Annotated in this window: 10 protein-coding genes; 7 read left to right on the forward strand and 3 right to left on the reverse strand. The window is 64.2% G+C overall.

Annotation, left to right across the window (positions count from 1 at the left end; all coding sequences use genetic code 11):
• Nucleotides 1-39: 39 nt before the first annotated feature.
• Nucleotides 40-891 carry a pantoate--beta-alanine ligase gene (gene panC, locus QA642_RS21640; RefSeq protein ID WP_283086413.1) on the reverse strand — a complete coding sequence of 284 codons (852 nt, stop codon included), beginning with the start codon at nt 889-891 and terminating at the stop codon, nt 40-42.
• Nucleotides 892-1,187: 296 nt separating this feature from the next.
• Here panC and QA642_RS21645 point away from each other — a divergent pair, with 296 nt between their 5' ends.
• The 4 genes from QA642_RS21645 (at nt 1,188) to QA642_RS21660 (ending at nt 5,067) form a co-directional block, all read left to right on the forward strand.
• Complete coding sequence (locus QA642_RS21645; RefSeq protein WP_027559698.1) at nt 1,188-2,111, forward strand: division plane positioning ATPase MipZ; 924 nt, start codon at nt 1,188-1,190, stop codon at nt 2,109-2,111.
• Between the two features lie 344 nt (nt 2,112-2,455).
• Nucleotides 2,456-3,316, forward strand: a complete 861-nt coding sequence (locus tag QA642_RS21650; protein WP_283086414.1) for an alpha/beta fold hydrolase — start codon at nt 2,456-2,458, stop codon at nt 3,314-3,316.
• A 123-nt stretch (nt 3,317-3,439) separates the two neighbouring features.
• Nucleotides 3,440-4,189, forward strand: coding sequence for a VWA domain-containing protein (locus QA642_RS21655; RefSeq protein ID WP_283086415.1), 750 nt, complete (start codon nt 3,440-3,442; stop codon nt 4,187-4,189).
• Nucleotides 4,190-4,341: 152 nt separating this feature from the next.
• Nucleotides 4,342-5,067 (forward strand): DnaJ domain-containing protein, encoded by a 726-nt coding sequence (locus tag QA642_RS21660; RefSeq protein ID WP_283086416.1) that lies wholly within the window; start codon nt 4,342-4,344, stop codon nt 5,065-5,067.
• A 223-nt stretch (nt 5,068-5,290) separates the two neighbouring features.
• On the opposite strand, the gene QA642_RS21665 is transcribed toward QA642_RS21660, so the two are convergent.
• Nucleotides 5,291-7,120 (reverse strand): D-alanyl-D-alanine carboxypeptidase, encoded by a 1,830-nt coding sequence (locus QA642_RS21665; protein WP_283086417.1) that lies wholly within the window; start codon nt 7,118-7,120, stop codon nt 5,291-5,293.
• A 400-nt stretch (nt 7,121-7,520) separates the two neighbouring features.
• On the opposite strand from QA642_RS21665, the gene QA642_RS21670 reads away from it, so the two are divergent.
• Nucleotides 7,521-7,859 (forward strand): phasin family protein, encoded by a 339-nt coding sequence (locus QA642_RS21670; protein ID WP_024341049.1) that lies wholly within the window; start codon nt 7,521-7,523, stop codon nt 7,857-7,859.
• A 75-nt stretch (nt 7,860-7,934) separates the two neighbouring features.
• Here QA642_RS21670 and QA642_RS21675 read toward each other — a convergent pair whose 3' ends face one another.
• A complete protein-coding gene (locus tag QA642_RS21675) occupies nt 7,935-9,284 on the reverse strand; it encodes a pilus assembly protein (RefSeq protein ID WP_283086418.1) in 1,350 nt (449 codons plus the stop codon).
• A gap of 484 nt (nt 9,285-9,768) precedes the next feature.
• Here QA642_RS21675 and clpS point away from each other — a divergent pair, with 484 nt between their 5' ends.
• Nucleotides 9,769-10,101, forward strand: coding sequence for an ATP-dependent Clp protease adapter ClpS (gene clpS / locus QA642_RS21680; protein WP_283086419.1), 333 nt, complete (start codon nt 9,769-9,771; stop codon nt 10,099-10,101).
• Between the two features lie 282 nt (nt 10,102-10,383).
• Nucleotides 10,384-12,792 (forward strand): ATP-dependent Clp protease ATP-binding subunit ClpA, encoded by a 2,409-nt coding sequence (gene clpA, locus QA642_RS21685; RefSeq protein ID WP_283086420.1) that lies wholly within the window; start codon nt 10,384-10,386, stop codon nt 12,790-12,792.
• Nucleotides 12,793-12,811: the final 19 nt, after the last annotated feature.

Here is a 12,811-nt window from a genome sequence, read left to right on the forward strand (position 1 = left end):
TCCATCCGGGCGAGGGCGCGTGCAAGTCGATCCCGCCGGTTACACCGCGATATTGTCGATCAGCCGTGTCGTGCCGAGCTTGGCCGCCACCAGGATCCGCAACGGGCCGTCCGCGCGCGAGATGACCGGTGCCAGCGTCTCGGCGTGGCGGGCCTCGAAATAGTCGAGCGCGAAACCGGCCGCCTCGATCGTCTCGGCGCCCCGCGTCATCGCGCTTCCGAGGGCTTCGCCGGCGCGGATGCGGCCGGCGCTGTCCTTCATGGCGCGGTAGAGCGTGGTCGCGGTCTGCCGCTCCTCCGCCGAGAGGTAGACGTTGCGCGAGGACATCGCGAGCCCGTCGCGCTCGCGCACCGTGCGGGAGCCGATCACCTTGATGCCGAGGTCGAGATCCCGCGCCATCTGCGTCACCACCCGCAATTGCTGAAAGTCCTTCTCGCCGAAAATCGCAACGTCTGGCCGGCACTGCGTGAACAGCTTGCCGACGACGGTGGCTACGCCACCGAAGAAGTGCGGCCGGAAGCGGTCCTCGAGGCCGGCCATCGCCGGTCCCTCCGGTACGATGCGGGTTGCAAAGCCGTCCGGATACATGGCCTCGACGCCGGGATGCCAGACGATGTCGACGTCCTCGGCCGCGAGCTTGGCGATGTCGGCCTTCCAGGTGCGCGGATAGGCGCCGAAATCCTCAGTCGGCGCGAACTGGGTCGGGTTGACGAAGATCGATACGACGACGCGGCTGGCGCGCCGCTTGGCGAGGCGCACCAGCGACACATGCCCGTCATGGAGTGCCCCCATGGTCGGGACCAGCGCGATCGTGGCCTTTCGCTTGCGTAGGTTGTCGACGGCGCGTCGCAGGGTGGGGACCGTGCGGGCGATCAAGGGGCTTCGTGACATCGGGACTCGAATTGGGACTCGACAGGGATGGGAATCGGCGCGGGCGCGGCCCGACGGCCGGCGGGCTAACCTTAACAAGCGGCGGTCGTCGACGCCATGCATCCGGATGCGGCACAGCAATTCGCGTCGAGCTGCGCGCGATGTTGCGCGTGTGTGGGCTGGATCACAGGCGCGCCGCCGCACTGCTATACATGATGAAGCACGGCGCGTTGCAATTTGCATTAACTGTCACGCATTTCACTTGACCGCAGACGCGGTCAACTCGAAGATATTCGTTAGGGGTGTTGAGGATCGCAATGCTTGTGCAAGCTAGCCAAGGCCAATCCGGCTCGGCGCATGTGGTCGTGCTCGGAAACGAAAAGGGCGGCTCCGGCAAGTCGACCACCGCCTTGCACATCGCCGTTGCGCTCCTGAAGGCCGGCCAGCGCGTCGCCACCATCGACCTCGATTGCCGGCAGCAAAGCTTTACCCGCTACATCAGCAACCGCTCCGCCTGGGCCCGCCGCACCGGGCTCGGCCTCGAGCTGCCGGTGCATCGCTGCATCAAGCTCGGCGAGACCATGCAGATCGCCGACAACGAGAACTCGGAGTTCCAGCAGTTCATGGAAGCGGTCTCGGCGGTCGAGCGCAGCTTCGACTTCATCGTCATCGATACGCCCGGCACCGACAGCTATCTGATGCGGCTTGCGCACTCGATGGCCGACACCCTGGTGACGCCGATCAACGACAGCTTCCTCGACTTCGACGTGCTCGGCACCGTCGATCCTGCCAACTACGCGGTGACGGGCGAGAGCCATTACGCCGAGATGGTGCGCGATGTCAGGCGCAAGCGCCGCCAACTCGACGGCGCGACCACCGACTGGATCGTCGTCCGCAACCGCCTGTCGATGCTCGGCTCCCGCAACAAGCAGCTCGTCGCCGACGGCTTGAAGGATCTGTCGCTGCGACTCGGCTTCCGCTACGTCGACGGCTTCGCCGAACGCGTCGTCTATCGCGAATTCTTCCCGCGCGGCCTGACCGCGCTGGACGAGATCGACGAGGCCACGCTCGGCATGCGGCCCAATCTCGGCCATCTCACCGCGCGGGAGGAGGTGACCAGCCTGCTCCGTCAGCTCAAGCTGCCGCTCGACGAGCGCGGCCGCCGTCGCGCCGCCAACCGGGCCGAGTGGTTCAGCCAGGTCGACAAGCCGCTCGAGGTCCACGACATCCTCGGCGCCTGACAGGGGCGGTATAAGACTACTTCCCTAGCGGTTCGTGCGATCGGTTCCCGCTGGAACTGAGCGGGCATTCGATCGTTTCACCCACGTTAACTGCGAAATTGAACCCGATCGAGACCGGTTGCGTCCGATAGTGACCTGCACGCTGACGTAGCCGTAGCAGTATGGGTTGCCCAAGAATCGTGTGCGGCGCACAATGAAAGGGCTGTCAGCTCACAATATTTACGCTTCCTGTCACGTGGCTGTGACATATATTAGGGAATAGGCGACAAGGGGCCAGAGAGCCCCGGAAGAACACGATTTTCAACAGGGATTCAGGCCGTAAGAGCCTGAGGCTGAGGACGAAAATGAAGCGTGGAATTGCCGTTCTGGTTTCGGTCAGTGCCCTCTGCGGCATCGCCTATTTCACGGCGAGCAAGTGGGCGATCAAGCATGAGACCATCACTTTCTACGACGCTTCGCGCGACAACCGTCCGGTGCCCGTCGACATCGCGATCCGCCGCGACAAGGAAATGCAGGCCAATGCCGGCATGATCACGCTGCCGGTCGCAGTGATCAATCACGGCAACACCGTCAAGAACACCGAGTACGGCTTCCTCGCCAACATCTTCGCTGCGCGTGGCTACATGGTCGTGAGCCCGCAGCACGACCTGCCGACCGATCCTCCGATGGTGACCAAGCCCGGCGAGCTCTATGTCGGCCGTCTGCCGCAGATCCTGCGCGGCGTTGCCAACATCCACCTCGCCATGCAGGAACTGAAGAAGGTTCAGCCCAACGCCGACTACGACAAGGTGACGATGGTCGGCCACTCCATGGGCGGCGACATCACGATGTACTTCGCCAAGCAGTATCCGGATGAGGTCAAGAAGGTCGTCACGCTCGACAATCTGCGCGTGCCCTTCGTCACCGCCGGCAAGTTCAAGATCCTGTCGTTCCGTTCGCAGGACCCGCAGTTCAAGACCGACGCGGGTGTGATCCCGACGGATGAGGAATGCGAGAAGGCCGGCATCCAGGTCGTGAAGACCGAATTCCAGCATAACGACATGCGCGATACCGGTCCGGATGCCGCCAAGAACTCGATCCAGAGCATGCTCGATAAATTCCTGAGCTCGACTGACAGCGAGGTGGCGCCGGTCGACACGCAATCGTCCCCGCCCAAGATCCTCGAGCCCGGTCCGGTCGCTCTGATGGCGCCTGCGAAGGGCTGACCTCTCGTTTCAGTCGATCCGATCTTCGAAGCCCCCGTCGGCGTCAGCCCGCGGGGGCTTTGCACATTGACCGGGCCGTCGTTGCTGACCACATTAGCTGCTCACGCAAGGCGAAAAGCAGAGATGTCGGGCGAACCGATCAAACCGCGTGGTGGCGATGCCGTCTCGGCGCAAGCGGACGGTGCGCCGTCGAAGGCGAGGACATCGACCTCGGAGGACATCACCGCCTTCGTCGCCAAGGCGCGCGCGCTGTCACCACATGCGCCCGGTGCGAAGGGGCGACTGATCTTCGCGCTGGATGCGACGATGAGCCGGCAGCCGACCTGGGACATGGCCTGCGCGCTCCAGGCTGACATGTTCCGCGAAGCCGCAGCGCTCGGCAGTCTCGACATCCGGCTGGTCTATTATCGCGGTTTCAACGAATGCCGCGCCACGGGCTGGATCTCCGACAGCAGCAAGCTCGCGACGCTGATGAGCAAGATCGATTGCCGCGGCGGCGACACCCAGATCGGCAAGGTGCTGAGCGAGGCTCGGCGCGAAGCGGTTGCCTCCGGCGTGCGCGCCGTCGTCTTCGTCGGCGATGCCATGGAGGAAAAGGTCGACGAGCTCTGCGCCAAGGCCGGCGAGCTCGGCATGCTCAAGGTCCCGGTGTTCCTGTTTCAGGAAGGCCATGACACCGTGGCCGAGCGGGCGTTTCGCGAGATCGCGCGGCTGACCGGCGGCGCCTGGTGCCGGTTCGATCCCGGCGCGGCGGCGCAACTGCGCGAGCTGCTGCGCGCCGCCGCGGCCTACGCCGTCGGCGGCCGCGAGGCGCTGTTGAAACTGGCGAAGGGCGAGAGCGGCGCGGCCAGGCTGATCGGCCAGTTGAAGTAGGCTAGGCCGGCGCGGCCTTCGTTACCGCTGGGCGTGCCGAAATGTTCGGACAGGGCGCTTATCGGCAAACGAACGTCTCGTGTCACCAGCCGATCGTGGACGTGGACGAAGGACGCCATGCTTTTTGACAACAGGGCGACTATATTCCGGCCATGACTCTGATCGCCGGCGCTGTCGCCGTTATCACGCTCTATCTGCTGCTCCAGATGTTCCGCTCCGCCAATCCGGCGGTGCTGGCGCGCACCATCAAGTTCGGCGGCGGCGTCGTGGCGCTGGCGGTTGCGGCCTTCACGGGTCTGCGGGGCGAGTTGGCGGTGGCGATCCCGCTCGGGCTCATGGGCGCTGGGCTGCTCGGCTGGACGCCGCTGGCAAACGCCGGCTTCGGCAATATCGGCGGGCTGTTCGGTGGCGGGGCGACGCGCCCGACCGGTCAGGCCTCACGCGTGCGCTCGCAGTTCCTGGACATGCAGCTCGACCACGATTCCGGCCAGCTCGCGGGCCGGATCGTCGCCGGGCCCAATGCCGGGCGTGATCTCGACGAGTTCGATCTTGCTGGCCTGCTGGCGATGGTCCCGGCGTTCGACGCCGAGAGCGTGGCCTTACTTGAAAGCTATCTGGACCGCCGGTTTCCCGCTTGGCGTCAGAACGCGCAAGGCGATGCGGCAGGGCGGCAGCGCGGCGCGGCGCCGGGCGGCAAAATGACGGCGGAGGAAGCCTATCAGATCCTTGGCCTGCAGCCGGGGGCGGGGCGCGACGACATCAGCCGGGCGCACAAGTCCCTGATGAAGAAACTCCATCCCGACCAGGGGGGCTCGACGTATCTCGCCGCCCGTGTAAACGAGGCCAAGGATACTCTGCTTCGTACGCATAACGGCTAACTCCGGCACCACGCCACAAACGCCCGTACCGCGTGAACTCCGCTTACTCCATTTGCCGTCGCCCTGATGCCCGCCATTGTCGGCGTGGTCGGTCCCTTGTGTAAAGTTTTAACCGTAAATTCTTGACGAGAGGTTGTCGTGGATCAGCCTTTGGCGTCACCGCATCGCAAACGAAAAATGCCCGCGCAGGGCGCGGGCATTTGCTTTGGAAAGGTCCGGTGGATCAGTTGCGGACGGTGATGCAGGAGATCTCGGCGCGCTTGAGGGCGCGGCAGACGGCCTCGGCCTGGTCGCGCTCGAGCCCGGCGAAGCGGGCGCGGTAGAGTTTGCGATTGTCCTTGGCGACCACAGGCTCGGTGAACGGATCGGCCTTGCTGAGCAGGCCGCGGGCCGAGTTCCGCGCCGCGTCGATGCGATGCTGGGCTTCGGTCTCGCTCTCGAGCGCGCCGACCTGGACGATCCAGCCGCTGTGGGTGACGACCGGCTTGGTGGTGGCGCTCATCTGGATCGGCTGCGGCGCCGGATCGGCGGACGCAAGCTTTGGAGCCGCCGGGGCAGGAGCGGCGGTGGTTGCGGCCGGCAGCACGCCGAGGATGCCGTTGCCGGTGCCAAAGCCCGCCGGCTGACGCGGCAGCTCGGTGCGGGCGACCTCGGCCTTCGGCGCTTCCGGTTGGCTCTGGGGCTCGGGCTTGTTGACCAGGTCGGCCCGGGCGACGACGGCGCCGGAGGTTTCCGCAACGTCGGGGCGGGCGGCAATCGTGCTCGTGACCTGCGGAGCCACCGGAGCCGGGGCGGCGGAGGCGACCTTCACGGCGCCGGCCTTGACCTGGACGGTCTTGACCCGGACCGGCTTCATCGGCTCGGACGAGCCGGGAATGATCGAGAGCGGCTGGCTCGAGATCACGCCATTGGTGAGCGGCGCGGGCTCGATCTTGGATTCAGTCGGCCGGACTTCAGGCTTGGCCTGCGCCGGCGGCATCGCCGCGGTCGCAGCGGCAAGGGTCGACAGGCGCGAGGCGAGACGCGATGGGGCGGCTTCCGGAGAGGGGGCGGCCTGAGCCTGCGGAGCGGCGCGGGCCGGGGTGTCCGAGGCATCGGCAACATCGTTGCTCGCGTCTGCGCCGTTGCGCTCGGTGACCGCGGCGACGGTATGGGTGGTCGCGCCCTTCTCGAGATTCTCCGCGAGCAGGTTGCGCATGATCGCGTCGCGCGAGCCGCCGCTGCGGCCGCCGAGCACCACGCCGATCAGGTGGCGGTTACCGCGGCGCATCGAGCTCACGAGGTTGAAGCCGGAGGCGCGGGTATAGCCGGTCTTGATGCCGTCCACGCCCTCGACGCTGCCGAGCAGGTGATTGTGGTTGCGGATCGACTGGCCGCGCCAGTTGAACGTCGAGGTCGCGAAATAGCGATAGTAGCGCGGGAAGCGCTCCTGGATGGCACGGCCGAGCGTTGCCTGGTCGCGTGCGGTGGTGACCTGCTCGTCGTTGGGAAGGCCGTTGGCGTTGCGGTAGACCGTCCTGGACATGCCGAGCGAGCGCGCCTTGCGCGTCATCATCTGGGCGAAGTCGTCCTCGTCGCCGGCGATCGCTTCGGCGATGACTACGGCGGCGTCGTTGGCGGAGCGGGTGACGAGACTCTTGATCGCGTCCTCGACGCGAATGGTCTGGCCGGCGCGCAGGTTCAGCTTGGTCGGATCCTGATCGGCGGCGTGCTGCGACACCGGCATCTCGGTGTCGAGCTTCATCTTGCCGGACTCCAGACGCTCGAACAGCAGATAGAGCGTCATGATCTTGGTCAGCGAGGCGGGGTGGCGGATTCCGTCCGGATTGTTCGACTGAAGCACAGCGCCGGAATTGCCGTCGACGATGATCGACGCGAATTTCGGGCTGGAGCTCTCGGACACATCGCGCTGCACCCGGTGGTGCGCGTAATGGCGGCGGTGGCGCCGCGCCTCGGCCGCGTCGGTGGTGAAGATGACTGCGGTGGTGACTGTAAGAAGCCCGAAAACGCCGACCCGCGCCAAGCGCGAGGAAGACAAGCTTTTACGAAGCATGGAACCCCGTCCCCGTTTCTGACTTGATCACCGGCTCGTGAGGCGAAATTGTGCCCACTCGACCCGGGATCATTACCTGCTCAGGCTGTCCCTCCGCGGGTGTTCGCCACGGGAGACGTTGGGCCTGAGCCGCTATTCTGGCTAAGGTGATGTTCTCGAACGGCTTTTGACCGCCTGCGGAAGCTGAACACGTCCAGGGAATCAGGGTAGGGGGCTGCGGTTTCCAAAAGCTTAAGGAACCATTGCGGGAAAACCCGGTAATTTCCGCGACTTGTATCTATTCTTGCATCCGCTTTTGTGCGTCGCACAAGATTCTTGACATTTTTGTGCGTTGCACTATTTGTGGGCAGAGTCAGGGAGCCGGGGCTTCCCGACGAGAGCCAGGGAAAAGGATTGCGAAATGTTCAAGGTTGAAGACTTTCAGAACTACGGGAAAGAGCAGTTCGAGCAGTGCGTCGCCTCCGCGACCTCGGTGCAGCACGGTCTCCAGGCGATCGCCAGCGCCTATGGCGACTACACCAAGAAGTCGTTCGAAGACACCAAGTCCTTCGTCGAGAAGCTTTCCGGCGTGAAGTCGCTGGACAAGGCCATGGAAGCCCAGACCGACTTCGCCCGTTCCGCCTACGAGACCTTCGTCGCGGAATCGCAGAAGATCGCCGGCCTCTACAGCGACCTCGCCAAGCAGGCGTTCAAGCCGGTCGAGACCATCGTCTCGAAGTTCACCCCGGCCGCCAACTAAGCCTTTCCGGTCATCCTGGAATCAAAAAGCCCGGCTGATCCAGCCGGGCTTTTTTTGTTGTTCTGGCGGGTGGTCTCAGCGCGCCACGCGCAGCTTGGACAGCGAAGTGCCGATGTCCTTGAACACCGACACGGTCTGGTCCGCCGACGTCACCAGATAGAACTTGTCGGTGCTGCTGGCGCAATATTGCAGCACGCTCGAGGTCGCATCGTGGCCGGTGTTGACCTGCACCGTGTAGATCGTGATGTTCGCGGCCTTGGCGTTGTCGCACAGCTTCTTCTGCCGCGCGTCGATCTGCGAGGCATTGCTGTACCAGCGGTTCTGCGTGTTCAGACCGTCGGAGAGCAGCACGATCGCGTCCTTGTAGGTGTAGTTGGTATCCTTGGGCGGCGCGTTCATGGGATCGCCGGTCGACAGCGTCATCCAGCCCCAGGCGAGCCCGATGCCCTGGTTGGTGTTGCCGGTCGGCTTCATGTTGTTGATCACGGTCTTGAGCGAGGACCAGTCGTAGCTCAGCGGCACGATCGGCTGCAAATAGGCCGAGCTTCCGGATTGGCAATATGAATACTGGTCCGCCGGGAAGAGCGTCCCGCTATTGCCGCTGGTCGGCGTGGTGTTCTTGGTGTCGTAGTCCTGGTCGCGGTCGACCACGCAACCGGTCCAGGTGTTGTGATTGGCCGGCGTCCACGTCCAGTTGTTGCAGCCGCCCCAGTTGGTGGGCGAGGAGCAGGTCCAGCTTCCGTGGGCGGCGTCCCAATCGGTGAAGTCGATCCAGTACTTGTTGTAGTTGCTGGCGCCGACATTGACGTCCTTGGCGAACGGCACGATCGAGATGTAGACGTCGCCATTGGTCTTGGCGAGGGCGCTGAGCTGATCGATGAGGTTCTTGGCGGCGGTCTGCATCGCCGGCATCTTGCCGTCATCGGCCATCGATCCGGTGTTGTCGAGCACCATGGCGACGCGCATGCGCACCAAGCCCCAGGCGCTGGTGGATGTCGTGCCGATGTCGAGCGTCGGGAAGCCGGCAATCTTCATGAAGCTGGTCGTGTAGGTGCCGCTTCCGGAGACCTGGATCGTCGAGCCCATGCTGGTGTTCGTGGTGTAGGTGGCCGCGACGCTGACCGTCGGGATCGAGTTGGTGGCGGTGAACAGCGCGTTGAAATACTGCTGCGCCTTGGTGCTCAGCTGCGACGTGTTGATGGTGCCGGACGACAGGTCCTTGGAGAGCATCAGTGCGGTGGAGTCGAGGGCCGCCTGCATCGAGGTGCGGGCCTGGACTGCGCGGCTGTAGTCGACCGCTGCACCGATGAATGTCAGCACCGGGACCAGCGCGATGGCAAAGATCACGGCGATATTGCCGTGCTCGGCCGCTGCAAAGCGGGCGAGCTGTCGACCAAGACGGCGGATAACGGGCAGGCGAAACATGACGATCCCCGAAATCTGTAAATTTTGCCCGATTTCGCGCCAAGCCCTTGAATGGCAGGTAAACGTGGCCGTAGAAAACCGGAGACATCCCGCGCGAAACCGTCGCGGCCGTGTTGCGGCCGGGTTCCTGGTCAACAGGCTCTAAACGGGCGGGCGGAAATTTTTGTCAAATCGATCCGGATTGATTAACCTTGGCCAGGATCGCCCGGACCGGAGTCGGGACCGCCGCGGCCGCATCGGCCAGACCTTTGCACGCTTGCGGCGAGCCGGGGGCAGGCCCATATTGCTAGCGAACGATCCGGCTTGGACCGGATCCGTCGGGAGCGGCGATCCAACAAGGCGGCGCGTCAGCGCGAAGCTCCGGAGGGCGGGGTTACGCGGCGAGCCGTCATTCGCTTCCGTTGGGAATTTGAACACCTGAGCCATGCCGCACCTGTCTTCCAGACTCGACCCGTCCGCGCCAGCCGCTGCCCACGCTCCGCGTATGAGCAATGACGAGAACCGCGCGGGCGGCCCGACCGGGCCGAGCACGTCGGTCATCACCAAGGTCAAGCCCAAGACCAAGCGGCCGAACCTGTATCGCGTGCTGATCCTGAACGACGACTACACGCCGATGGAATTCGTCGTCCACGTGCTGGAGAAGTTCTTCCAGAAGGACGTCGAGGCGGCGACCAAGATCATGCTGCACGTCCATCATCACGGGATAGGCGAGTGCGGCGTGTTCACCTACGAGATCGCCGAGACCAAGGTGACGCAGGTGATGGACTTCGCCCGCAAGCACCAGCATCCGCTGCAATGCGTGATGGAAAAGAAATAATCGCGCGTTCGAGTTCTTTAGAGTGGTTCTGTTCGTGTGGTGGGTGACGGAGCACGCCCTGCTGCGTGATCCGGCGAACATCGGCGCCAGCGTCAATCCTGCCCAGATGGGTAGTTCTGCCCAAATCGGAACGGGTTTTGCATCGAAAATACCGCAGGCGTGTCGCCGCCGAGTCGCGGAACCGGTCTTTCGCCGCGATCTTGTATAACTATATGTGACAAAGGTTGTTGTTGCCTGACCGGGCGATGGCGATCATGATGGTGGGGGCCATAGAGGACGCGAATGCCGACTTTTTCCCAAAGCCTTGAACAATCCCTGCATCGTGCACTGGCGATCGCAAACGAGCGTCATCACCAATACGCGACGCTCGAGCATCTTTTGCTCTCTTTGATCGACGATTCCGATGCAGCTGCGGTCATGCGCGCCTGCAGCGTCGATCTCGACAAGCTCCGTACGAGCCTCGTCAATTATCTTGAGACCGAATTCGAGAACCTTGTGACGGATGGTGCCGACGACGCCAAGCCGACCGCCGGTTTCCAGCGCGTGATCCAGCGCGCGGTGATCCACGTGCAGTCGTCCGGCCGCGAAGAGGTGACCGGAGCCAACGTGCTGATCGCGATCTTCGCCGAACGTGAAAGTCATGCAGCGTATTTCCTGCAAGAGCAGGACATGACGCGCTATGACGCCGTCAACTACATCAGCCATGGCATTGCCAAGCGGCCTGGTGTCTCCGAGGCGCGCCCCGTTCGCGGCGTCGACGAGGAGACCGAGACCAAGGGCACCGAGGACGCCAAGAAGAAGGGCGAGGCGCTCGAAACCTATTGCGTCAACCTCAACAAGAAGGCGCGCGACGGCAAGATCGATCCGGTGATCGGACGCAATTCCGAGATCAACCGCGCGATCCAGGTGCTGTGCCGCCGGCAGAAGAACAACCCGCTGTTCGTCGGCGAAGCCGGCGTCGGCAAGACCGCGATCGCGGAGGGCCTCGCCAAGCGCATCGTCGACAGCGAGGTGCCGGAGGTTCTGGCGGCTGCGACCGTGTTCTCGCTCGACATGGGCACGCTGCTCGCCGGCACGCGCTATCGCGGCGACTTCGAGGAACGCCTCAAGCAGGTGCTGAAGGAGCTCGAAGCCCATCCCAACGCCATCCTGTTCATCGACGAGATCCACACCGTGATCGGTGCGGGCGCGACGTCGGGCGGGGCGATGGACGCCTCGAACCTGCTCAAGCCGGCGCTCGCCTCGGGCACCATCCGCTGCATGGGCTCGACCACCTACAAGGAATACCGGCAGCACTTCGAGAAGGACCGCGCGCTGGTGCGGCGCTTCCAGAAGATCGACATCAATGAGCCGACGGTCGAGGACGCGATCGCGATCCTCAAGGGCCTCAAGCCTTACTTCGAGGACTACCACCGGCTGAAATATACCAATGAGGCGATCGAGGCTGCGGTGCAGCTGTCCTCGCGCTACATCCACGACCGCAAGCTGCCGGACAAGGCGATCGACGTGATCGACGAGTCCGGTGCGGCGCAGATGCTGGTGGCCGAGAACAAGCGCAAGAAGACCATCGGCATCAAGGAGATCGAGACCACGATCGCCTCGATGGCGCGGATCCCGCCGAAGAGCGTGTCCAAGGACGATGCCGAGGTGCTCAAGCATCTCGAGCAGACGCTGAAGCGCACCGTGTTCGGCCAGGACAAGGCGATCGAGTCGCTCGCGGCCTCGATCAAGCTGGCGCGTGCCGGCCTGCGCGAGCCGGAGAAGCCGATCGGCTGCTACCTGTTCTCAGGCCCCACCGGCGTCGGCAAGACCGAGGTTGCAAAGCAACTGGCGGCGTCGCTCGGCGTCGAGCTGTTGCGCTTCGACATGTCCGAATACATGGAGCGGCACACCGTGTCGCGCCTGATCGGCGCGCCTCCCGGCTATGTCGGCTTCGACCAGGGCGGCCTCCTCACCGACGGCGTCGACCAGCATCCGCATTGCGTGGTGCTGCTCGATGAGATCGAGAAGGCGCATCCCGACCTCTACAACGTGCTGCTCCAGATCATGGACCACGGCCGGCTCACCGATCACAACGGCAAGCAGGTCAACTTCCGCAACGTGATCCTGATCATGACCACGAATGCGGGCGCTTCGGACCTCGCCAAGCAGGCGTTTGGCTTCACGCGCTCGAAGCGGGAAGGCGACGACCACGAGGCGATCAACCGGCAGTTCGCGCCGGAATTCCGTAACCGTCTCGATGCCATTGTCTCGTTCGGCCATCTCAGCGTCGAGGTGATCGGTACCGTCGTCGAGAAGTTCGTGCTTCAGCTCGAGGCGCAGCTCGGCGACCGCGATGTCACCATCGAGCTGTCGGACCCCGCCAAGTCCTGGCTGGTCCAGCATGGTTACGACGAGCAGATGGGCGCACGGCCCATGGCCCGAGTGATCCAGGAGCACATCAAGAAGCCGCTCGCCGACGAGGTGCTGTTCGGCAAGCTCAAGGGCGGCGGCCACGTCCGCGTCGTCCTGGTCAAGGACGAAGCCGACGAGACCAAGGACAAGATCGGCTTCGAATTCGTCGAGGGCCCGGTCACGCCGAAGCAGGAGAAGCTGCCCGGCACCCGCAAGCGCCCGCCGGGCAAGTCCAAGCCGGGCGGTCCTGGTGGCTCGAAGGGGCCGACCTCGAAGGGCCCGCTGGTCAAGGCTTGATCGCGAGCGACATCATCGA

The organism is Bradyrhizobium sp. CB2312 (genome assembly GCF_029714425.1).
Classification (GTDB): domain Bacteria; phylum Pseudomonadota; class Alphaproteobacteria; order Rhizobiales; family Xanthobacteraceae; genus Bradyrhizobium.